The organism is Lelliottia sp. JS-SCA-14 (genome assembly GCF_035593345.1).
In the GTDB taxonomy this organism is placed as follows: Bacteria; Pseudomonadota; Gammaproteobacteria; order Enterobacterales; family Enterobacteriaceae; genus Enterobacter; species Enterobacter wanjuensis.
Genome location: NZ_CP141606.1, coordinates 4,221,197 through 4,243,632 on the forward strand (window position 1 = coordinate 4,221,197; position 22,436 = coordinate 4,243,632).

The following is a 22,436-nucleotide window of genomic DNA, read 5'->3' on the forward strand; positions in this document are numbered from 1 at the left end:
ATAATATTGGAAACATTAACACACTAAAGCATCACAATATTTCCAATTAACCCGCTATTAATTCCATTATTCAGATAACGTAATCAGCGTAAATTTAAATTGATAATATTAATAACGAAAAAACAGAGAGTTTAATATAACAATTAGACATAACAAAACGCCCGCGACAAGCGCGGGCATCGGATCACTCGCTCAGCGCATTCGCCATATCGGTTTTGATCTGCTTACGCTGCTCCGGCGTGAGCACCTGGCTGACATCGAAGTAGTATTTCACACGGTAATAACGCGCCTGCTCTTCCACTTTGCTGAAAGCCGCGAGCTGGTTTTTCACCACACTTTCGTTCCATTTTCCGGACTGGAACATATCAATCAGCGCGCCATCTTTCACGCCGGTCATCGGGATCTTGCTGACGCTGTCTTCCAGTTTCTGGTGCAGATCTTCAATTTTCTTCACCTGATCGTTGCTGAGCTTAAGATGTTGAACCAGCGGATCTTGCGAAGGGGACGGTGCAGCCTCAACGTTTGCAGCCTGAGCCGCAAAACTAAAACCCGCGAGGGTGGCGGCGAGCAGGGCAATTCGGGTCATTTTCATCATCTTACTGTCCTTAAATGGTGGTAGGGAAAAGCAGGGGCATTGTTTTTCAAGACCGGATGAAGATGTGTGATCAATTATATAAACAAATTTGTATGTTCAGCGGGCAAAAAAAAGCCCCCTTCTAAGAAGGGGGCCTGTTCACAGGTGTTGGCTTAAATCGCCTGGGTAAAGGTTCGTGAAATCACGTCCTGCTGCTGCTCGCGCGTCAGGGCGTTAAAGCGGACCGCATAGCCTGATACGCGGATCGTCAGGTTCGGATAATTCTCTGGATGTTCAATGGCATCCATCAGCATTTCCCGGTTCATGACGTTGACGTTCAGGTGCTGCCCGCCCTCGATGGCCGCCTCGTGGTGGAAGTACCCGTCCAGCAGGCCGACGAGGTTGGTTTTGCGGACCCCTTCGTCCTTGCCCAGCGCCTGCGGCACAATCGAGAAGGTGTACGAAATCCCGTCTTTGGCGTAGGTGAACGGCAATTTCGCCACCGAGGTTAACGACGCCACCGCCCCTTTGCGATCGCGCCCGTGCATCGGGTTCGCACCCGGCGCAAACGGTGTGCCACCGCGGCGGCCGTCCGGGGTATTCCCCGTTTTCTGACCGTACACCACGTTCGAGGTGATGGTCAGAATCGACTGGGTCGGCACGGCGTTGCGATAGGTTGGCAGCGCCTGAATTTTCTTCATAAAGCGCTCAACCAAATCGCAGGCGATGCTGTCCACGCGGTCGTCGTTGTTACCGTACTGCGGATACTCCCCTTCAATCACGAAGTCGACGGCCAGGCCCGTGTGGTCGCGCACCGGTTTCACCGTGGCGTACTTGATCGCCGCCAGAGAATCCGCCGCCACCGACAGGCCCGCGATACCGCAGGCCATGGTGCGATGGACGTCGCGATCGTGCAGCGCCATCAGCGACGCTTCATAGCTGTATTTGTCGTGCATGTAGTGGATCAGGTTCAGGGCGCTGATGTACTGCACCGCCAGCCAGTCCATAAAGTGATCGAGGCTCGCCATCACGGTGTCGTAATCCAGCACGTCATCCAGCAGCGGCGCGGTTTTCGGGCCGACCTGGATTTTCAGCTTCTCATCCACCCCGCCGTTGATTGCGTACAGCAGCGTTTTGGCGAGGTTGGCGCGCGCCCCGAAGAACTGCATCTGCTTGCCGATCACCATCGGGCTGACGCAGCAGGCGATGGCGTAATCATCGCTGTCGAAATCAGCGCGCATCAGATCGTCATTCTCGTACTGCAGCGAGGAGGTCGCGATCGACATCTGCGCGGCATATTTTTTGAAGGCAATCGGCAGCTGTTCCGACCAGAGGATCGTCAGGTTCGGCTCCGGCGCTGGCCCCATGGTGTTGAGCGTGTGCAGATAGCGGAACGAGGATTTGCTGACCAGCGTGCGGCCATCCAGCCCCATCCCGCCGATCACTTCCGTAGCCCAGATCGGATCGCCCGAGAACAGGGTGTCGAACTCCGGGGTACGCAGGAAGCGCACCATGCGGATCTTCATGATGAAGTGATCGATCAGCTCCTGCGCCTGCTGCTCGTTCAGGCGTCCGGCCTTCATGTCGCGTTCGATGTAAATATCGAGGAAGGTCGCCGTGCGGCCCAGGGACATCGCCCCGCCGTTCTGGGATTTCACCGCCGCCAGATAGGCAAAGTACAACCACTGCACCGCTTCCTGGGCGTTCATCGCCGGACGAGAAATATCACACCCGTATTTGGCCGCCATCTCCTGGATTTGCAGCAGCGCGCGGCGGTGCTCGGACAGCTCTTCGCGCAGGCGAATGGTCGCCTCGAGATCTTCTCCGCGCTCCATTCTCGGCTGCAGATCGGCAAACTGCAGCTCACGTTCGCGTACCAGATAACTGATGCCGTACAGTGCCACGCGGCGGTAGTCGCCGATAATGCGTCCACGTCCGTATCCGTCCGGCAGACCGGTGAGCACGCCGGATTTACGACAGCGCATCATCTCCGGAGAGTAGACGTCGAATACGCCCTGGTTGTGGGTCTTGCGCAGATGGGTGAAGAGGTATTCGAACTGCGGATCCATCTCGCGTCCATAGGCTTCAAAGGAGCTGCGGATCATGTTGATCCCGCCGTACGGATGCAGGGCGCGCTTCAGCGGGCTGTCCGTTTGCAGGCCGACAATGGTTTCCAGCTCTTTCTCAATGTAGCCCGGCCCGTGGGCAGTGATAGTGGTGGCGACGTTCGTGTCGAAATCGACCGGGGCATGGGTGGCGTTCTCCTGACGAATGCCCTCCATCACCTTCTGCCACAGCGCCGTGGTGGCAGGCGTCGCGGGCGCTAAAAAGTGCTCGTCACCCTCGTACGGCGTGTAGTTATGCTGGATAAAATCCCGCACGTTAATGCTCTCTTGCCAGTCGTTACCGCAAAAGCCGGCCCACGCGTCGCTGTAGGGAGCGACACGAATATCGATATTTACCTTCATGAGTTTCTCTCTGTGTCAGGCGATTTCCGCAGCCAGATGGACCTTTCCAAGACGGAGGGCATCCAGTGCGATCATTTTTTCTTCGTTGGTTGGGATCACGGCGCAGGGCACGCGGGACGTGTCTGCGGAGATGACGCGCTCACCGGCGCTGCCGGGCTGGGCGTTTTTCTCTTCATCAAGCTGGATGCCGAGCACCCGCAGGCGATCCGTCACCAGCTGGCGAATCAGCCGGGAGTTTTCACCGATGCCGCCCGTAAAGATCACCCCGTCCAGACGATGCAGGGACGCGGCATGACCGGCGATATGGCGGGCGATGCGGTGGACGAAGGTCTCAATGGCCAGGCGGGCGCGCTCGTGTCCGTCGTGCCAGGCTTTCTCCAGGGTGCGCAAATCAGACGAGAGGCCGGAAAGCCCGAGCAGGCCTGACTCTTTGTTGACGACACGCTCGAGATCTTCGAACGTCTGCCCAGTCTGCTGGGAAATCCACGCCATGGCGCCAAAATCGACGTCGCCGCAGCGCGTGCCCATCATCAGTCCTTCCAGCGGCGTCATGCCCATGGAGGTGTCCACGCTGTGCCCGTTGCGAACCGCGCAAATCGACGCCCCGTTGCCGAGGTGCGCAATCACCAGCCCGCTATCCGCTTCGGGAATATTCAGCACCCCATAAGCCTGCTGAGAAACATAGCGGTGAGAGGTGCCGTGGAAGCCGTAGCGGCGCACGCCGAGCTCTTCGAAGAAGCGATACGGCAGACCGTAGAGATAGGCCTGTGGCGCGAGCGTCTGGTGGAAACTGGTATCAAACACCGCGACCTGCTGCATGCCCGGGAACAACTGCTGCGCGGCTTCCACGCCGCTGAGGTTGGCGTAGTTGTGCAGCGGGGCCAGAGGCGACACCTGACGGATCTGGTCGATAACCTCATCAGTGATCAGGGTGGACTCGCTGAACAGGCTGCCACCGTGAGCGATACGGTGGCCAATTAAGGCCACGCTGCTCATCAAGTCGCGCTTGTCCAGCTCCAGGGCGATGGCAGCCAACGCCCCTTCGTAGTCCTTGCGAGCCAGTGCGACTGGCTCGCTCCCGTTCACGGATATAAAGGCATTGTCGGTGTTCACGCCGTCGGCGATGCCGGTCATCAGTGCTTCGCAGCTTGCCGCATCCAGCACCGAAAACTTCACAGAAGACGATCCACAGTTAATGACCAATACAACCGGAAATTCATTCATGTCTTTACTCCGCTCATCCTGAGCTTTGAATCAGAAAAGTTTGTAAACGATATTCAGAATGGTCAGCAGGCCAATCGCGGTCACAAAGATGTTCTCGGTTCTGCCTTTGAATTTCGCCAGCGCTGGCGTTTTGCGGATGGCGTACATCGGCAGCAGGCACAGCAGAGAGGCGATAATCGGTGCGCCCATCGCTTCAATCAGGTCCAGAATGTTCGGGTTGGCGTAGGCCACGACCCAGGTGGAGCCCATGATGAAGATCATGCTGATGGTGTTGAGTTTGCCGACAGACACTTTCTTCTTATCGCCTTTGTAGCCAAACTTCAGCACCAGGCCGTTCAGCCCTTCCAGCGTGCCCAGGTAGTGGCCGAAGAAGGATTTGAAGATGGCGACCAGAGCGATGATCGACGCGCCGTATTCCAGCACGGTGGCGAAGGTCGATTTGGTGCCCGAGAGCGACGCGAAGTGGTTAGCCAGGTAAGAGAGCACCGGAATGTTCTGCGCTTTGGCTTCGGCCATGTTCTGCGGAGAGAGCGTAAACAGGCAGCTAAAGGCGAAGAACATCACCACCGCCACCATCAGCATGCTCGCGCGGCCGATGATTTTGGAACATTTCTGCTCGGTGAACTCTTTGCCGAACTCGCCTTCGTACTCTTCACGTTTCGACACCACGAACGAGGAGACGATTGGGGAGAAGTTGAAGGAGAAGACCATGATGGAAATCCCCAGCCAGACGGTGACCAGAATGCCGTCGTGTCCGGTGAAGGAGATGTCACTCAGGTTGACCTGGTCGATCACCGCCGAGTTCCAGTAAGGGATCAGCGACAGGGAGATCAACACCAGGCTGGCGATGAACGGGAACACCAGGAAGCTCATCACTTTCACCATCAGGTCTTTACCAAACCAGATAACGAAGGCCATCAGCAGGAGCAGGAACAGGGCTACAAAGCCGCGGTTCAGCGCAGGCAGCTGGAGCTGGTTTTCCCAGAAGGTCATGAAGGTGTTAGTAATGGTGACGCCGTAAATCCACAGCAGAGGGCAAATCGCAAAGAAGTAGAGGAAGGTAATAACCACGCCGCCGGTCTTACCAAAATGCTCTTCCACCGTCTCGGTGATGTTACCGGACGGATTGCTGCCGGAGAGGCACAGACGCGCCAGCGCACGGTGGCAGTAGAAGGCGATCGGATACGCCAGCAGCAGCATCAGCAGAATCGGGATCAGCCCGCCAAAACCCGCGCGGATGGGGAAGAACAGCACGCCCGCGCCGATTGCCGTACCGAACAGCCCCAGTGTCCAGGTGGTATCTGATTTTCGCCAGGAAGACGTTTTTGTCTGACTGGCAATGATAGTTTCAGAGTTGCTCATAATTTATCCTTATTTATGCATCAACGAGGCCGGTAATTTGGGAAACGCGGGAAAGGTCGATATTGCCGCCGGAAATAATACTAACCGTTTTGCGCCCCTGAATATAATGATCCAGTTTTCCGCTTAATAATGCAGCCGTTGCCAGCGCGCCAGCCCCTTCTGTCACCACTTTATTGCGCTGGATCAGCGCGACCATGCTGTTGCGAATATCGTCTTCGCTCACCAGCACGATGTCGTCGACTAATTCACGGACAATCTCGAAGGTTAAATTACCTGGACGAGAAACATCGCAACCGTCGGCTAATGTCCCGGTGGTGCGGTGATTCATAATTTCCCCGGCGTAGTACGACGCCGCCATACCGTGAACGTTTTCGGACTGCACGCCGATAATATTAATGGTTGGGTTAATGGATTTAATCGCCGTAGCAATACCGGCAATTAATCCGCCGCCGCCGATCGGGACAATGACGTTATCGACATCATATAAGTCTTCGAGAATTTCCAGACCAATGGTGCCCTGCCCGGCAATCACTTTCACGTCGTCATACGGTGGAATAAAGATGCGGCCTTCCAGCTCGACGATTTCGCTGACTTTGGCGATGGTGTCGTTAAAGTTTTCGCCGTGGAGTATCACTTCCGCGGAGTAATCGCGGGTGGCGGCCACTTTCGATTTCGGCGCGCCCATCGGCATCACCACTTTGCCGTCGATGCCGAGCATCGCGCAGGAGAGCGACACGCCCTGCGCGTGGTTACCCGCCGAGCACGCCACCACGCCTTTGCGGCGTTCGGCTTCGGTTAACGAGCTTAATTTGTTGAAGGCACCGCGAATTTTAAACGAGCCGGTGCGCTGCATATTTTCAAACTTCAGGAAAATTTCACCTTTGCAGCGCTCGCTCAGATAATTCGAACGCGGCATACCGGTTTTATAAATTTTACCCGCCAGACGTTTGCGAGCATCTTGTATTTCTTCAATCGTTACCGGAAGATCGTAAGTAATGTGCATATAATCCTCTTTATAATAATTCATTTTCTGTAAACAAAATCTGGGTGTCAGCGAGGAATATTCCTCACCGGGTGTTTTAAAATGGATGCTGCTAAAAATATTATTCAGTTAATGTCAGCTGTTTTCGCCTTTCGCTGTTTTGCGCGGAATATTGCTTCGCCAACTCCACTAATACCGAAGCGGATTTTTTAATACGATAATTTTTTGACCAGACGGCGGCATAGCGTGCCACGGGTAATTCATCTTCCACCGGCAGCACCACAAACTGGTCTGAACCGAATGGCGTAATCATATCTCTCGGGATCACCGTGAGATAATCGGCATTGAGAACCAGGTTATAGATGGTGACGACGGAATCGGTCTGGACGATGTTTTCGATGCTGATGTGGTTATTCTGAAGGGTGGTTAATAATTCTTTGTAGTAGCCCATATCGGTTTGCGGCATCACCCACTGCTCATGCGTGAGCGATGCCAGTGTCGTCGTTGTGGTGCACGTTCGTGTTTTACTCGCCACCAGCACAAACTCGGACTCAAACAGCGGCTCGACGTGCAGGTCCTGCAGCAGCATCTCATCGCTCAGGGTGCCGATGGCGAAATCCAGCCGACCGTCGCGGATGGCCGGGAGGAACGAAGAGAGCTGCGCTTCAAACATGGAGACACGCGCTTTCGGGAACACTTCCTTGAACTTTTTGATCATGCTGGAGAGGAACGTAAAGCCAATCAGCGACGGGTAGCCGAACGAAACGTCGATGACGGTGCTGAAGCTCAGGCTGTTCATCTCACTGACCATGTTCTTCATTTCACGGGTGATGGATTCGGAGTACGCGAGAAGCGTTTGCCCCGCGCTGGTCAGCTTCACGCCGGTGTTTTTGCGCACAATCAGCTCAACGCCAAAGTAGGATTCGATATCGTTGATGATTTTGCTGACGGCCGGCTGAGTCAGGCCAAGTTGTCGGGCGGCAGAACCGATAGATCCACTTTTAATGACTTCCTGAAATACAACCAGATGTTGCGTTTTCGGTAGAATAATAGTGTTCGTCATATTCTGCTCTTATTTCCTTATGCCGTGGCAGAATTCTACTCATTATTGATGACGAGGGTATGTGCTGTTACTCACAGATTACTTTTTCATATTACATGGAGACTCATCAAACACCCAATTAATAGCTATAAATCATGCACTTACCATTAACACAATCAATGAAACGCCTGATATTGATCAACAAAAGTCACGCAGATAAATTAAATTTATGGCGATAACCATGATCTATTTATGGCGATAAACCAGAATGAATAAAGGTGATATTTCAGGCAATTAAAGGTGAATAAATAGACGTTATTTGCCTTAAACATTTTTGTATATTATCAAATAAGTTAATAAATACGTGTCAGCATCGGGAAAAGCGTCGAGGGCATCACACATTCACAAGGCAAATGTATTGAACGGAAAGATTTCGTTAATCTATGAGCCATAAATGAGTTACAAACCGACAGCATTCATAACATCCATTCAACACTGAAAAATGGCGGGTTTTCAGCGCGTAATTTTGTGAATGGGATCGCGTGGATTGGTAAAAAATCACCATTGCGACCATAAACAGTGAAATGTGCTATTAGTCGCAAAAATGAGAATTGGTTTGATTTGGCGAGTCAGGTTTCGCGGGCACTCAGTCTCTTTTCCCACATCTTAGGATCTTACGTCAGGCAGTTTGCTGCCTGACGTGAGGAAGTGACATGGCCAGATTCAGAACTGAACCCAGTCGTTTTGTGGCTGCGCGGCTTCTTTAACCAGCACAGGCTTGACTGTCCGCTCTTCGCTCGCCCGCTGGGTAGCTGCAGCAGAGACTTTGAACACGGAGACCACTTTTTCCAGCTGGACGGCCTGCCCTTCCAGCGAACTGGCGGCGGCAGAGGACTCCTCCACCAGCGCCGCATTTTGCTGAGTGGTGGTGTCCATCTCGGCCATCGCCTGGGCAATTTGTGAAATACCGCGGCTTTGTTCGTCCGTAGCGGAAGCAATCTCGCTCATGATGTTGCGCACCTGTGCCACGGAACTCTCAATACGCGTCATCGCTTCCCCCGCCCCTTCGACAAGGTTAAAGCCAGTGTCGACAAACACCGCCGATTCGTTGATCAGGTTTTCAATTTCTTTCGCCGACTGGGCGCTGCGTTGAGCAAGGCTGCGCACTTCCGCCGCGACCACTGCAAATCCTTTCCCCTGATCGCCCGCGCGTGCAGCCTCAACGGCGGCATTCAGCGCCAGGATATTCGTCTGGAAGGCGATGCTGTTAATGACCGTGGTGATCTCTGAAATGCGGCGCGAGCTGATACGCACATTCTTCATGGTGTCGATCACTTTCTGCGAGATTTGGCTCCCTTCGCTGGCATTTACTGAGGCTTCCTGGGCCAGTACGCGGGCGTGATTGGCATTTTCTGCGTTCAGGGCCACGGTGGAGGTTAGCTCTTCCATACTGGCTGCCGTTTGAACCACGGCGGCAGACTGCTGCTCGGTACGCGACGACAGATCTAAATTGCCAGCGGCAATTTCCGACGCTGAACGCGCCACGCTGTCCACCCCTTCCCGCACATCACGAATGATGCTTTTCAGGCTTTCATTCATGGTGGCAACCGCCTGCATCAGGAGACCTAATTCATCCTGGCGGGTATGGGTGAGGTTTCCAGTGAGATCGCCTTTGGCAATCTGTTCGGCCACCCGTAAGGTTTCATTGAGCGGGCGGGTGATCGACCGGGTGATCGCCATCGCCAGCAGTACGGCTAGCACGATACCCGCGGCGGCTACGGTAGCCATTTGCCATTGCACGCTAATGACGGCATCAACCATTTTTTGCTGCTGCAGATTAGAGAGCGCCTGGATGTCCTCCGTCAGGATCTCCGCTTTATCAGTTAAATTATCGGAAAGTGAAGTTTGCACGCCCCAGACGTTACGGTAATTTCTCAGCTCCTGACTAATGCGATTGATGCTGTCGATGTTGGTCTGCATCATCGCCCGTCGCGCGTCGGGCAGCATCGTTAAAAGCTGTTCAGAGATGGTTTTACCGTTCTGCAGGAACGTCGTGACGACTTTCTGTTGCTCCAGCGTCGGATGCTGTTTATAGAGCGTCAATTGTGAATCAATGTCACTCATCGTGAAGGCCGCTTGGGCGCTCAGTAATGCTTCTGCAGGCGAGAGCGACGGGTCCCGGCTCTGCTGGATAATGAGAGCGGCATTGCTGGAAAGTATCTGAGAAGAGAGCTGTTCTTCACTCTGCTTTTTTTCCGCAATGGCTTTGTTAAAGGGGGTCAGCGCGGCAATGTAGTCATTCACGGCATCAGTGGTCGTGTTCAGTGCGGCTTTACCATCCACCGACCAGCTAAAGCGGTGCAGCAGGTTAAGGGTCTCCAGTAACTCTCCCGTCCCATCGTTAATGTTATCCAGATATTTTTGATCCATGGTGTACTGGAAATTCGTACGCGCAACACGAATTGACGAAAGGGATTTGTAGAGATTCGTGGCTAAATTGCTTTTGGTCGCTTTATCCTGAATCGCGTTAAGTCCCAGTAAACCCGATGAAAGTATCATGAGGGTAACCAGCAGGATCACCGAAAACCCCAAGAATAGTTTTCGGCTAACTTTTAAATTCATAAAGTGATTTGTTAAGCTCATATATGCTCCTACAATATCGGCTCTTGCCGATGAGAAATACTCTTATTATCTTCCATCATTGATGGAATGGATATTCCCAGACATTAGCTATCAAAATGAAAAAACCTTCACCGAGAGGATCTTCGTTAACACATTGATAATTAACCCCGTAACGGTAATGTTTGAGGTTGTCATTAAAGCCAGTAAATATAGTTATTATTAATAATATATAAAATATTTATAATTATAAGAGCATTAGATAAATAGCTGAAAAATCAAATCTTTAAACAATGATAAGAAACACTGCATAAAGAGATCGGGAAATATCCAGAGAAAATTTAATTTAAATGCTTTTTTTGTGCGCCACATATTTTTAATACTATTAACGATGCGGATTGTATGGCTGCCATGTAATACAGTCAAGTATTCCGCGAGCCTTCCAAATCGTTTATTCGAACATCTAAAATGATTAAAGCTAAATTAAATCACTCATTAAAAAGGCTGCCACACTAATACCATAGTGGTATCTCCAGTTAAAAAAACCTGTATTTTCAATTAATATTTAGGTCAATTTTTCATACCACACCCTCGGTCATCGAGCGGTAAGTTTTCAGGATTTGAACGCGTGAGTGCAAAAAAAAATAGTGTGGAAACGGGTTAAGCTGAAGAAAGGCAGCTTTCTCGCCCCCAGAAAGCAAAAACCCCGCCGAAGCGGGGTTTTCTTAATGGTTGAAGCTGACCGATAAGCCGCGTTCTTTTGAGAATAGTGTCGTGGACAGTCATTCATCTTTCACGCCGTCCAGAAGCAAAAACCCCGCCGAAGCGGGGTTTTCTTAATGGTTGAAGCTGACCGATAAGCCGGGTTCTGTCGTGGACAGTCATTCATCTAGGCCAGCAATCGCTCACTGGCTCAAGCAGCCTACCCGGGTTCAGTACGGGCCGTACCTAGTGAACCCCTATTTGGCCTTGCTCCGGGTGGAGTTTACCGTGCCACGGACTGTTGCCAGCCGCGCGGTGCGCTCTTACCGCACCCTTTCACCCTTACCTGATCCCGCTTGCGCGGGCCATCGGCGGTTTGCTCTCTGTTGCACTGGTCGTGGGTTTCCCCCCCAGGCGTTACCTGGCACCCTGCCCTATGGAGCCCGGACTTTCCTCCCCTCCGCCCGTCTCCCCCGAGAGGGACGACGACGAAGCGGCGACTGTCTGGTCAGCTTCGGCGCGAAGTATAGAGGGTTTGAGGGCCGCTGTCACCCTTGCGTGCGCATCCCCACCTGCAAAGTCGCCGCGATGTTGCGTGACGAGCGATAAATGTTGTCAAACGCACCGCGGAAAGCCTCTTCCAGCGTGCCAATACTGTTGAGCACGCTGAAGACCGCGTCGATGCCGTACTGATGCACCACACCGACGTCGCTGGTCAAACTGCCGGCAATGCCGATCACCGGTTTGTGATACTTTTTAGCAACGTTCGCCACGCCCACCGGCACTTTGCCGTGAATACTCTGGCTGTCGATTCGCCCTTCACCGGTGAGTACCAGGGTGCAGTCGTGGATATGCTCCTCGAGGTTTAGCGCCTGAGTGACAATCTCAATCCCGCTGCGCAGCTCTGCGCCGAGAAACGCCATCAGCGCCGCGCCCATGCCGCCCGCCGCACCGGAACCCGGTACATTTTTCACGTCGATCGACAGGGATTTTTTAATCACGTCCGCGAAGTGGCTGAGATTGCGATCGAGCTCGACGATCTTCGCCTCGTCGGCCCCTTTCTGCGGCCCAAAAATGCGCGACGCCCCTTTCTCGCCGATCAGCGGATTGGTGACATCGCAGGCCACGCGAATGGTGCAGCCTTTCAGTCGCGGGTCCAGCCCGGAAATATCGATGTGGTTCAGCGCCATCAGGCTGCCGCCGCCGTCGCCAATCTCCGTGCCGTTGGCGTCGCACAGCTTCGCGCCGAGCGCCTGCACCATCCCGGCCCCGCCGTCATTGGTGGCGCTGCCGCCAATGCCGATAATAATGTTGCGCGCGCCGTTATCCAGCGCCTGCAGAATCAGTTCGCCTGTGCCACGAGAAGTGGTGATCAGCGGATTACGCTTTGCCGACGGCACCAGCGCCAGTCCGCTGGCGGCGGCCATTTCGATAATCGCGGTTGTGCCATCGCCGGACATTCCCCAGCAGGCCTTCACTTTTTCGCCCAGTGGGCCGGTGACCACGGCGTGGTGCTCAGTTCCCTGGGTGGCGGCAATCATCGCGTCGACCGTGCCTTCTCCGCCATCGGCGACAGGCACAGAGACATACTGAGCATCAGGAAAGATTTCCCGAAATCCTTTTTCTATCGCCTGTGCCACCTCTAAGGCGGACAGGCTTTCTTTATAAGAGTCAGGGGCGATTACGATTTTCATAGTGGTAGCCTGTTACTGCACAACGCCGGATGACGTTTCACTTATCCGGCCTACAGGGTAGGCCCGGTAAGCGCAGCGCCACCGGGCAGAACGTCATTAGCGAGTGACTTCCACTTTCGCCAGTTTTTCGTAGTAGCACGCGATGGCACTGTGATCCGCATTTCCCAGACCATCGGCACGCAGGGCCTGCATCATCTCCATCACCGCAGCGGTCAGCGGCAGCTGTGCGCCTACGCCGTGCGAGGTATCCAGCGCGTTCGCCAGATCTTTGATGTGTAGATCGATACGGAAGCCCGGTTTGAAGTTACGATCCATCACCATCGGCGCTTTGGCGTCCAGCACGGTACTGCCCGCCAGTCCGCCGCGAATCGCCTGATACACCAGATCCGGGTTCACGCCCGCTTTGGTCGCCAGGGTCAGGGCTTCAGACATCGCGGCAATGTTCAGCGCCACAATCACCTGGTTCGCCAGCTTGGTGACGTTGCCCGCCCCGATTTCACCGGTGTGCACCACAGAACCGGCCATCGCTTTCAGCAGATCGTAATATTTATCGAAAATCGCTTTGTCGCCGCCGACCATCACCGACAGGGTTCCGTCGATGGCTTTTGGTTCGCCGCCGCTGACCGGCGCATCCAGCATCTGCACGCCTTTCGCTTTCAGCGCTTCGTTGATTTCGCGGCTCGCCAGCGGGGCGATAGAGCTCATGTCGATCAGCACCAGGCCCGGCTTCGCGCCTTCGATCAGGCCGTTTTCACCCAGCGCCACTTCCTGCACGTGCGGGGAGTTGGGCAGCATGGTGATGACCACGTCGCACTGCTCGGCAATCGCTTTGGCCGTGAGGGCCGTTTCGGCCCCGGCGGCAATCAGCTCGGCGATCACTTCCGGATTACGGTCGGACACCACCAGTGAGTAACCTGCTTTAATCAGGTTTTTACTCATTGGTTTACCCATGATCCCCAGGCCAATAAAACCAACTTTCATCGTCATAACGTTCTCTCTTCTCAGTGGTGATTATTTTTTAAAGGAATCGGCTAATTTCTGCGTGGCAGAACGGAAGACGCCGAGATCGCTGCCAACGGCCACAAAGGTCGCGCCCCACTCCAGGTAACGGCGGGCGTCAGCGTCGACCGGTGCCAGGATGCCGCACGGTTTCCCGAAGGCTTTGGCACGGGCGAAAATGTGCTGAATAGCGCGCTGCACGTCCGGATGGTTGGCGTTGCCGAGGTGACCCAATGCCGCCGCCAGATCGCTTGGACCGACGAAGATCCCGTCCACACCGTCGGTGGCGGCGATGGCATCGACGTTGTCCACGCCCTGCTGGCTCTCAATCTGAACCAGAATGGTGATGTTCTTGTTGGACTGGGCAAAGTAGTCCGGCACGGTGCCAAACATGTTGGCGCGATGGGAAACCGATACCCCGCGAATGCCTTCCGGCGGATAGCGAGTCGAGGCCACGGCCTGCACCGCCTCTTCTACCGTCTCCACAAAGGGGATCAGGAAGTTATAGAAGCCGATATCCAGCAGGCGTTTGATAATCACCGGCTCGTTGGTCGGGACACGCACCACCGGCGCGCTGTGGCTGCCTTTCAGCGCCATCAGCTGCGGAATAAAGGTGCTGATATCGTTTGGCGCGTGTTCACCGTCGAGCACCAGCCAGTCAAAACCGGCCAGCCCCAGAACTTCGGTGCTGATCGGGCTTGCCAGCGCAGACCAGCAGCCAATCTGAATCTCTTTTGCCGCCAGGGCCGCTTTAAACTTGTTCGGGAAAATATCGTTACTCATCGCTTTTACCTTCAATGAATCGTGATTTATTTCTGCAATTCCATACGCTTGATATCGCCGACTACGAACAGGTAGCAGAACATCGCCCCTAGCGCAGAACAGCCAACGAAGACCAGCGCCGCATTGAATGAATGCAGTTCACTCACCAGATAACCAATCACCAGCGGGGTGACAATCGACGCCACGTTACCGAAAACGTTAAACACGCCACCGCACAGGCCCACAATCTCTTTTGGCGCGGTGTCGGAAATGACCGGCCAGCCCAGGGCACCAAAACCTTTACCGAAGAACGCCAGCGCCATCAGGGCGACAACCAGCGCCGTGTTGTTGGTGTAGTTGCACAGAATAATGGAGGACGCCAACAGCATGCCGAGCACAATCGGCAGCTTACGCGCCAGAGTGATCGACTTACCGGATTTAATCAGATGGTCCGAGAACACCCCGCCCAGCACGCCACCGGCAAAACCGCACAGCGCCGGGATGGACGCCACCATGCCGACTTTCAGAATCGACATGCCCTTCTCCTGAACCAGGTAAATCGGGAACCAGGTGAGGAAGAACCAGGTGATAGTGTTGATAAAGTATTGACCAAAAAATACGCCCAGCATCATGCGGTTGGTCAATAACTGTTTGATGTAATGCAGCTTTGGACCGCTCGCCGCTTTGTCGCCCGGCTTCTTATGATCCATGTCGACCACCGCGCCGCCGTCAGAGATAAACTTTAGCTCTTCGGCAGACATTCGTGGGTGATCGGTCGGGTTATGGATGAACTTCACCCACATCGCAGTGAGGATGAAGCCAATCACCCCCATCACGGTGAAGACATGTTCCCAGCCCCACGCGAAGGTCAGCCAGCCGAGGAGCGGCGAGAAGAGTGCCAGCGAAAAATATTGCGCGGAGTTAAAAATCGCCGAGGCGGTACCGCGCTCTTTGGTCGGGAACCAGGCCGCCACAATACGGGCGTTGGCCGGGAATGACGGCGCCTCCGAGAAACCGAGCATAAAACGCATACAGAACATGGAGATACCGGCCCATGCCAGCGGGAAGAAATCGACAAAGCCCTGCAGGAAGGTAAACAGCGACCAGAAGAACAGGCTGTAGGTATAGACCTTTTTCGAACCAAATTTATCGAGCAGCCAGCCGCCGGGGATCTGCATCAGCAGGTAAGCCCAGCCAAATGCGGAGAAGATATAGCCCATCGATACGGCGCTGAGCTGCAGCTCTTTCGCCACTTCTGTCCCGGCAATCGACAGCGTCGCGCGGTCAGCGTAGTTTACCGCCGTGACGATAAAAATAATCAGTAATATTAAATGACGGGTATGAATACCCTTTTTCGTTTCTACAGCTGTTTCCAGTGACATGTTTATTTCCTCAGGCACATCGATCCAGGTATTTTTATTATTCTTGGAAAAGTCTTTACTGATTATTTATCGATAGCAGGCAATATCCGTTAATTAACCAGATGCATTGAAACCGTGATTCAGTATAAACATCGCCCCGTCCCTGCACATTGTCGCATCGCTCAATTTTAAACGTCCGTATCAACGTTATTTTGAGCATATGCACAAGAGCATGGGCGCTGATGCACAGATTTACGCATTGCCTGCCAGGCGGCGCGGATGCAGGCTTAGCGGAGTGACCTTCGTCACATTTTTATCTTTCGACTCCTGACATTCTTTATTCAAGAAGGCAGCGTTTTTATTTCTGACAATAAGAAAATAAATACTCTCATACCGCATTAATATCGAAAGATTTACTGGAGAATAATGAGCAATGGCCGACATCGAAATTCGACAACAGTCGCCGACGGCGTTTTATATAAAGGTACACGACACGGATAACGTGGCGATTATTGTTAACGACAATGGTCTGAAAGCAGGAACACGTTTCCCCGATGGCCTGACGCTTATCGAGCATATTCCCCAGGGCCATAAAGTCGCGCTGGTTGATATTCCTGCCCAGGGTGAAATCGTCCGTTACGGAGAGGTCATCGGCTACGCCGTGCGGGCGATCCCGCAGGGGAGCTGGATTGACGAGTCACTGGTTGAGCTGCCGAAAGCGCCGCCGCTGAACACCCTGCCGCTGGCGACCCGCGTGCCAGAACCACTGCCGCCGCTGGAAGGCTATACCTTCGAGGGCTATCGCAATAAAGATGGCAGCGTCGGCACCAAAAATCTGCTCGGCATCACCACCAGCGTGCACTGCGTGGCGGGCGTGGTGGATTACGTGGTGAAAATCATCGAACGCGATCTGCTGCCGAAATACCCGAACGTCGACGGCGTGGTGGGTCTGAACCACCTCTACGGCTGCGGCGTGGCGATCAACGCCCCCGCTGCCGTGGTGCCGATTCGTACCATTCACAACATTTCGCTCAACCCGAATTTCGGCGGGGAAGTGATGGTGATTGGCCTGGGCTGTGAAAAACTCCAGCCGGAGCGCCTGCTGCAGGGCACCGACGATGTGCAGGCGATCGCGGTGGATGACGCCAGCATTGTGCGTCTGCAGGACGAGCATCACGTCGGCTTCAAATCGATGGTGGACGATATTCTGCAGGTTGCCGTGCGCCACCTGGAAAAACTGAACAAACGCCGGCGCGAAACCTGCCCGGCCTCTGAGCTGGTCGTGGGTACACAGTGCGGCGGCAGCGATGCGTTCTCCGGCGTCACCGCTAACCCGGCTGTCGGCTATGCCTCCGACCTGTTTGTGCGCTGCGGTGCGACGGTGATGTTCTCGGAAGTGACCGAAGTGCGCGATGCGATCCACCTCCTGACTCCGCGCGCCATCAACGAAGAGGTGGGCAAGCGCCTGCTGGAAGAGATGGCCTGGTATGACAATTATCTCGACATGGGGCAAACCGACCGCAGCGCGAACCCGTCTCCGGGCAACAAAAAAGGCGGGCTGGCGAACGTGGTGGAAAAAGCGCTTGGCTCGATTGCCAAATCCGGCCAGAGCGCGATCTCGGAAGTGCTTTCGCCGGGCCAGCGCCCGACCAAACGCGGCCTGATTTATGCCGCGACACCGGCCAGCGATTTTGTCTGCGGCACGCAGCAGGTGGCGTCAGGCATTACGGTGCAGGTGTTTACCACCGGGCGCGGCACGCCGTACGGGCTGATGGCGGTTCCGGTGATTAAGATGGCGACACGCACTGAGCTTGCAAACCGCTGGTATGACTTAATGGATATCAACGCGGGGACGATTGCGACGGGTGAAGAGACCATTGAGGACGTGGGCTGGAAGCTGTTCCACTTTATTCTGGATGTCGCGAGCGGGCGCAAGAAAACCTTCTCGGATCAATGGGGGTTGCATAACCAGCTGGCGGTGTTTAATCCGGCTCCGGTGACGTGATGCCTTTTGCTGCCTGAAGCCCTCACCCCGACCCTCTCCCGCAGGGAGAGGGAGAACACACCAAAACGGCAACCCAAGGGTTGCCGTTTGCTTTTACCTTGCAGCCGCCACCCGGCTCTGTTGACACTTACTGTTTCACCCGCACCACTTCAATCCCCGACCGCTGAAGCTCCTGTAAGCTCTCCGCCGGAATGCCTTCGTCGGTGATGACCATATCGATACGCGGGGTATCGATGATTTTATGCAGGCTTGAGCGATTGAACTTGCTGGAGTCGGTGACCACGATAATGCGCTCCGCCACTTCACACATCTTCCGATTCAGCCGGGCTTCATCCTCATTATGCGTACTGACGCCACGGTCCGTATCGATGGCATCCACACCCAAAAACAGCAGATCGAAATGATAGTTTTGCAGCGACTGCTCGGCCTGGTCGCCGTAAAACGACTGGGACTGACGACGCAGGTGCCCGCCGGTCATCAGCAGCTCAACCCCTTCCGCCTCCAGCAGTGCATTCGCCACGTTCATGCCGTTGGTCATGGCGATGACGTCCGTGTGCTGGCGCAGCATGCGCGCTATTTCGTAGGTGGTGGTACCGGAGTCAAGAATGATGCGGTGGCCCGGTTTAATCAGGTCCGCTGCCGCCTGCGCAATACTGCGTTTCACCGCCGTATTCAGGGAGCTTTTGTCTTCGACGGAAGGCTCAAGGCCCGGCGTGTTACCGTCGCAGATCAGCGCGCCACCGTAGGCGCGAACGGCGATGCCCTGTTTTTCGAGGAACGCCAGATCGTTACGGATCGTCACCGTAGACACGCCATATAGCGCTGAAAGATCGTTCACCTGGACGCTTCCCTGCTGTCGCAACCGCTGGATAATTTGTTCACGCCTTTCGCTGGTGCCGGTCACGCGTTTCTCCGCGGAGGATTCGGTGCTGCTCATGCAAGCTCCTTTAAGAAAATCTTTCGTTTCATTTCGTTTGGCCTATTAACGCCTTTCCTTTAGTGGAATGCAAGCCCCATCCGCCTTCCGACACCCTGCTATCCCCTTGCTGAAACCTTTCATTATGTTTCTTTTGTGAAACAGATCGGAAAACTATTATCTTTCGTTTTATTTTTATAAGACCATCACGCAGTATAAAGTGAAATAAAACGAAAGATTAGCACTCAAACCATCCAACGTGGAGAGGAAAGTGAAACATCTTATTGAAATGGTGGAATTGCATAAAGCAGGCGCAGGCAACGGTATCTACGCCGTCTGCTCCGCACATCCGCTGGTCCTTGAAGCCGCCATTCGCTTCGCTCGCGATCATCACACCGCCCTGCTGGTTGAGGCGACGTCCAACCAGGTGGATCAGTTCGGCGGCTATACGGGTATGACACCCGCCGATTTTCACGGCTTTGTTAGCCAGCTTGCCAACAAACTGGATTTCCCGCTCTCGCAGCTGATTTTAGGCGGCGATCATCTCGGCCCGAATCGCTGGCAAAACCTCACCGCCAGTGAAGCAATGGCCAACGCCGAAGATCTGATCAAAAGCTACGTGGCCGCCGGTTTTCAAAAGATCCACCTCGACTGCAGCATGTCCTGCGAGGACGATCCGGTTCCACTGACGGATGAGATCGTCGCCGAACGCGCCGCGCGGCTGGCGAAGATTGCCGAACAGACCAGCCGCGAGCACTTTGGTGAGCCGGATCTGGTGTACGTGATTGGCACAGAAGTGCCGGTTCCCGGCGGGGCTCACGAAGCGCTGACCGAGCTGGAAGTCACCACGCCGGAAGCGGCACGCGCCACGCTGGAAGCCCATCGCCTCGCCTTCGAAAAACAGGGGCTGGCAGATATCTGGCCGCGCATCATCGGGCTGGTAGTGCAGCCTGGCGTCGAATTCGATCACACCCATGTGATTGACTATCGCCCGGAGAAAGCCGTTGCCCTGAGTGAAATGGTGCAAGGCTATGATTCGCTGGTCTTTGAGGCGCACTCCACCGACTACCAGACGCCGCAGGCCCTGCGCCAGCTGGTGAAAGATCACTTCGCGATTTTGAAAGTCGGCCCGGCGCTGACCTTCGCCCTGCGCGAAGCCCTGTTCTCACTGGCCGCCATTGAAGAAGAACTGCTGCCTGCCAAAGCCAGTTCTGGCCTGCGCCAGGTGCTGGAGAGCGTGATGCTCGACCGTCCGGAATACTGGCAAAGCCACTACCACGGTGACGGCCACGCCCGTCGACTGGCGCGCGGCTACAGCTATTCGGACCGCGTTCGCTACTACTGGCCGGACAGCCAAATCGACGACGCCTTCGAGCGGCTGGTGCGCAACCTGGCCGATGAGCCGATTCCGCTCCCACTCGTCAGCCAGTACTTACCGCTGCAGTATCGAAAAGTTCGCGAGGAGGCTCTCAAGGCTGCGCCGCGGGAACTCATCATCGACCACATTCAGGACATACTGCGCCAGTATCACGCAGCCTGTCAGGGCGCGTCGTCCCATAACGCATAACAACGAAGAGGATAATGCTATGCCAAACATTGTCTTATGCCGCATCGATGAACGTCTGATCCACGGCCAGGTCGGCGTTCAGTGGGTCGGATTCGCTGGCGCGAATCTGGTGCTGGTTGCCAACGATGAGGTCGCTGAGGATTCGGTCCAGCAAAACCTGATGGAAATGGTGCTGGCAGAGGGAATTGCCGTTCGCTTCTGGTCCCTGCAAAAGGTGATCGACAACATTCACCGTGCCGCCGACCGGCAGAAAATCCTGCTGGTCTGCAAGTCGCCCGCCGATTTCCTGACCCTCGTCGAGGGCGGCGTGCCGGTGACACGTATCAATGTCGGAAATATGCACTACGCCAATGGCAAACAACAAATTGCCAAAACGGTCTCTGTCGATGCCGGTGATATCGCGGCATTTAGCGGTTTGAAAGCCGCCGGGGTGGAATGCTTTGTTCAGGGCGTTCCGACAGAACCCGCTTTGGATCTCTTTAAACTACTCTGAGGGATTCACAATGGAAATCAGTCTGTTGCAGGCATTTGCGTTGGGCATTCTCGCCTTTATCGCGGGCCTGGATATGTTCAACGGGTTAACGCACATGCACCGCCCGGTGGTGCTTGGGCCACTGGTGGGCCTGATTCTTGGCGATCTGCATACGGGGATTTTGACCGGCGGGACGCTGGAGCTGGTATGGATGGGGCTGGCACCGCTAGCCGGTGCGCAGCCGCCAAACGTCATTATCGGCACCATCGTCGGGACGACATTCGCCATTACCACGGGCGTGAAACCCGAGGTGGCCGTCGGCGTAGCGGTTCCGTTCGCCGTGGCGGTGCAGATGGGGATCACCTTCCTGTTCTCGGTGATGTCCGGCGTGATGGCGCGCTGCGACAAAATGGCGGCGAACGCCGATACCAACGGAATCGAGCGGGTGAACTATCTGGCGCTGTTGGCACTGGGGATCTTCTATTTTCTCTGCGCTTTCCTGCCGATTTACTTTGGCGCCGAACATGCCAAAACCGCCATCGACGTGCTGCCTGCCCGTTTGATTGACGGTCTGGGCGTAGCGGGCGGCATCATGCCAGCGATCGGCTTTGCCGTGCTGCTGAAAATCATGATGAAAAATGTCTACATCCCCTATTTCATTCTCGGGTTTGTCGCTGCCGCCTGGCTGAAACTGCCGGTGCTGGCAATTGCCGCCGCGGCGCTGGCGATGGCCCTGATCGATTTTGTGCGCAAAGCTCCAGAACCCGCGGCTCCCGCAGCTCAGAAAGAGGAATTCGAAGATGGCATCTAATCACACCACCCTGCCGGCCGTCTCCGATACCGACGAGACGCTTCTGTCCGGCGTGAACGAAAATATCTATGAAGATCAGACGATCGGCGCGGAGCTGACGAAAAAGGACATCAACCGCGTGGCCTGGCGTTCGATGCTCCTGCAGGCGTCGTTCAACTACGAACGTATGCAGGCCTCGGGCTGGCTGTACGGCCTGCTGCCAGCGCTGAAAAAAATCCACACCAACAAACGCGATCTGGCCCGCGCCATGAAAGGTCACATGGGCTTCTTCAACACTCACCCGTTCCTGGTGACCTTTGTGATCGGCATTATTCTGGCGATGGAGCGTTCCAAGCAGGACGTGAACAGCATTCAGAGCACCAAGATTGCGGTGGGTGCGCCCCTCGGCGGGATTGGCGATGCCATGTTCTGGCTGACGCTGTTGCCGATCTGCGGCGGTATCGGTGCCAGTCTGGCGCTGCAAGGCTCAATTCTTGGCGCAGTCGTGTTTATTGTGATGTTCAACGTGGTACATCTGGGGCTGCGTTTTGGCCTCGCGCACTATGCTTATCGGATGGGCGTCGCCGCCATTCCGCTGATTAAGGCCAACACCAAAAAAGTGGGCCACGCGGCCTCTATCGTCGGGATGACGGTGATCGGCGCGCTGGTCGCCACCTATGTGCGGCTGAATACCACGCTTGAGATCACCGCGGGCGATGCGGTGGTGAAACTGCAAACCGATGTGATCGACAAGCTGATGCCCGCGTTTCTGCCGCTGGTCTACACCCTGACCATGTTCTGGCTGGTACGCCGTGGCTGGAGCCCGTTACGCCTGATCGGCATTACGGTGGTGCTTGGCGTGGTTGGTAAATTCTGTCACTTCCTGTGAATACAAAG

The 22,436-nt window shown here is 54.9% G+C and carries 17 protein-coding genes and 1 other RNA gene; 5 read left to right on the forward strand and 13 right to left on the reverse strand.

The features are described from left to right. Nucleotides 1-184 precede the first annotated feature (184 nt). From U9O48_RS19650 to U9O48_RS19705, 12 genes are all read right to left on the reverse strand, one after another. Entirely contained in the window at nucleotides 185-595 is a 411-nt protein-coding gene (locus tag U9O48_RS19650; protein WP_282491765.1) for a Spy/CpxP family protein refolding chaperone, read from the reverse strand. A 152-nt stretch (nucleotides 596-747) separates the two neighbouring features. Then, nucleotides 748-3,042, reverse strand: a complete 2,295-nt coding sequence (gene pflB, locus U9O48_RS19655) for a formate C-acetyltransferase (RefSeq protein WP_285145792.1) — start codon at nucleotides 3,040-3,042, stop codon at nucleotides 748-750. A 15-nt stretch (nucleotides 3,043-3,057) separates the two neighbouring features. Continuing rightward, entirely contained in the window at nucleotides 3,058-4,266 is a 1,209-nt protein-coding gene (gene tdcD, locus U9O48_RS19660) for a propionate kinase (protein ID WP_285145793.1), read from the reverse strand. 30 nt (nucleotides 4,267-4,296) lie between these two features. Beyond that, nucleotides 4,297-5,628 carry a threonine/serine transporter TdcC gene (tdcC, locus tag U9O48_RS19665; RefSeq protein WP_282491768.1) on the reverse strand — a complete coding sequence of 444 codons (1,332 nt, stop codon included), beginning with the start codon at nucleotides 5,626-5,628 and terminating at the stop codon, nucleotides 4,297-4,299. A 13-nt stretch (nucleotides 5,629-5,641) separates the two neighbouring features. After that, the gene (tdcB, locus tag U9O48_RS19670) at nucleotides 5,642-6,631 is read right to left on the reverse strand and encodes a bifunctional threonine ammonia-lyase/L-serine ammonia-lyase TdcB (RefSeq protein ID WP_282491769.1); all 990 of its coding nucleotides are present in this window, start codon (nucleotides 6,629-6,631) and stop codon (nucleotides 5,642-5,644) included. A 100-nt stretch (nucleotides 6,632-6,731) separates the two neighbouring features. Continuing rightward, nucleotides 6,732-7,673: a transcriptional regulator TdcA gene (tdcA, locus tag U9O48_RS19675; protein ID WP_282491770.1), complete on the reverse strand. Its 942-nt coding sequence runs from the start codon at nucleotides 7,671-7,673 to the stop codon at nucleotides 6,732-6,734. A gap of 702 nt (nucleotides 7,674-8,375) precedes the next feature. Further along, nucleotides 8,376-10,211, reverse strand: a complete 1,836-nt coding sequence (locus tag U9O48_RS19680; RefSeq protein ID WP_324723057.1) for a methyl-accepting chemotaxis protein — start codon at nucleotides 10,209-10,211, stop codon at nucleotides 8,376-8,378. A gap of 901 nt (nucleotides 10,212-11,112) precedes the next feature. Then, nucleotides 11,113-11,489, reverse strand: an RNA gene (gene rnpB / locus U9O48_RS19685) — RNase P RNA component class A. Between the two features lie 32 nt (nucleotides 11,490-11,521). Then, nucleotides 11,522-12,667: a glycerate 2-kinase gene (garK, locus tag U9O48_RS19690; protein WP_324723058.1), complete on the reverse strand. Its 1,146-nt coding sequence runs from the start codon at nucleotides 12,665-12,667 to the stop codon at nucleotides 11,522-11,524. Nucleotides 12,668-12,763: 96 nt separating this feature from the next. Then, nucleotides 12,764-13,654, reverse strand: coding sequence for a 2-hydroxy-3-oxopropionate reductase (gene garR, locus U9O48_RS19695; protein ID WP_324723059.1), 891 nt, complete (start codon nucleotides 13,652-13,654; stop codon nucleotides 12,764-12,766). 24 nt (nucleotides 13,655-13,678) lie between these two features. After that, nucleotides 13,679-14,449 (reverse strand): 2-dehydro-3-deoxyglucarate aldolase, encoded by a 771-nt coding sequence (gene garL, locus U9O48_RS19700; RefSeq protein WP_285145797.1) that lies wholly within the window; start codon nucleotides 14,447-14,449, stop codon nucleotides 13,679-13,681. A gap of 26 nt (nucleotides 14,450-14,475) precedes the next feature. Beyond that, a complete protein-coding gene (locus tag U9O48_RS19705; RefSeq protein ID WP_285148167.1) occupies nucleotides 14,476-15,810 on the reverse strand; it encodes an MFS transporter in 1,335 nt (444 codons plus the stop codon). Nucleotides 15,811-16,222: 412 nt separating this feature from the next. Between U9O48_RS19705 and garD the strand changes: the two genes are divergently transcribed. After that, nucleotides 16,223-17,794: a galactarate dehydratase gene (gene garD, locus U9O48_RS19710; protein WP_285148166.1), complete on the forward strand. Its 1,572-nt coding sequence runs from the start codon at nucleotides 16,223-16,225 to the stop codon at nucleotides 17,792-17,794. Between the two features lie 127 nt (nucleotides 17,795-17,921). Here garD and U9O48_RS19715 read toward each other — a convergent pair whose 3' ends face one another. Continuing rightward, nucleotides 17,922-18,731, reverse strand: a complete 810-nt coding sequence (locus U9O48_RS19715) for a DeoR family transcriptional regulator (protein ID WP_285148163.1) — start codon at nucleotides 18,729-18,731, stop codon at nucleotides 17,922-17,924. Between the two features lie 250 nt (nucleotides 18,732-18,981). On the opposite strand from U9O48_RS19715, the gene kbaZ reads away from it, so the two are divergent. From kbaZ to agaE, 4 genes are read left to right on the forward strand one after another with little or no spacing between them, the layout of a single operon-like run. After that, nucleotides 18,982-20,277 (forward strand): tagatose-bisphosphate aldolase subunit KbaZ, encoded by a 1,296-nt coding sequence (gene kbaZ / locus U9O48_RS19720; RefSeq protein ID WP_285145799.1) that lies wholly within the window; start codon nucleotides 18,982-18,984, stop codon nucleotides 20,275-20,277. 19 nt (nucleotides 20,278-20,296) lie between these two features. Then, on the forward strand, nucleotides 20,297-20,770 hold the full coding sequence (agaV, locus tag U9O48_RS19725; RefSeq protein WP_285145800.1) for a PTS N-acetylgalactosamine transporter subunit IIB: 474 nt from the start codon (nucleotides 20,297-20,299) through the stop codon (nucleotides 20,768-20,770). Nucleotides 20,771-20,780: 10 nt separating this feature from the next. After that, nucleotides 20,781-21,560, forward strand: coding sequence for a PTS N-acetylgalactosamine transporter subunit IIC (gene agaW / locus U9O48_RS19730; RefSeq protein ID WP_282491780.1), 780 nt, complete (start codon nucleotides 20,781-20,783; stop codon nucleotides 21,558-21,560). After that, nucleotides 21,550-22,428, forward strand: coding sequence for a PTS N-acetylgalactosamine transporter subunit IID (gene agaE / locus U9O48_RS19735; protein WP_285153857.1), 879 nt, complete (start codon nucleotides 21,550-21,552; stop codon nucleotides 22,426-22,428). Before agaW ends, agaE begins: the two co-directional genes overlap by 11 nt. The last annotated feature ends 8 nt before the right edge of the window (nucleotides 22,429-22,436 follow it).

Coding starts and splice junctions, on each gene's coding strand:
- U9O48_RS19650 (WP_282491765.1), bottom strand. CDS start 595: ATGATGAAAATGACCCGAATTGCCCTGCTCGCCGCCACCCTCGCGGGT.
- pflB (WP_285145792.1), bottom strand. CDS start 3,042: ATGAAGGTAAATATCGATATTCGTGTCGCTCCCTACAGCGACGCGTGG.
- tdcD (WP_285145793.1), bottom strand. CDS start 4,266: ATGAATGAATTTCCGGTTGTATTGGTCATTAACTGTGGATCGTCTTCT.
- tdcC (WP_282491768.1), bottom strand. CDS start 5,628: ATGAGCAACTCTGAAACTATCATTGCCAGTCAGACAAAAACGTCTTCC.
- tdcB (WP_282491769.1), bottom strand. CDS start 6,631: ATGCACATTACTTACGATCTTCCGGTAACGATTGAAGAAATACAAGAT.
- tdcA (WP_282491770.1), bottom strand. CDS start 7,673: ATGACGAACACTATTATTCTACCGAAAACGCAACATCTGGTTGTATTT.
- U9O48_RS19680 (WP_324723057.1), bottom strand. CDS start 10,211: ATGATACTTTCATCGGGTTTACTGGGACTTAACGCGATTCAGGATAAA.
- garK (WP_324723058.1), bottom strand. CDS start 12,667: ATGAAAATCGTAATCGCCCCTGACTCTTATAAAGAAAGCCTGTCCGCC.
- garR (WP_324723059.1), bottom strand. CDS start 13,654: ATGACGATGAAAGTTGGTTTTATTGGCCTGGGGATCATGGGTAAACCA.
- garL (WP_285145797.1), bottom strand. CDS start 14,449: ATGAGTAACGATATTTTCCCGAACAAGTTTAAAGCGGCCCTGGCGGCA.
- U9O48_RS19705 (WP_285148167.1), bottom strand. CDS start 15,810: ATGTCACTGGAAACAGCTGTAGAAACGAAAAAGGGTATTCATACCCGT.
- garD (WP_285148166.1), top strand. CDS start 16,223: ATGGCCGACATCGAAATTCGACAACAGTCGCCGACGGCGTTTTATATA.
- U9O48_RS19715 (WP_285148163.1), bottom strand. CDS start 18,731: ATGAGCAGCACCGAATCCTCCGCGGAGAAACGCGTGACCGGCACCAGC.
- agaV (WP_285145800.1), top strand. CDS start 20,297: ATGCCAAACATTGTCTTATGCCGCATCGATGAACGTCTGATCCACGGC.
- agaW (WP_282491780.1), top strand. CDS start 20,781: ATGGAAATCAGTCTGTTGCAGGCATTTGCGTTGGGCATTCTCGCCTTT.
- agaE (WP_285153857.1), top strand. CDS start 21,550: ATGGCATCTAATCACACCACCCTGCCGGCCGTCTCCGATACCGACGAG.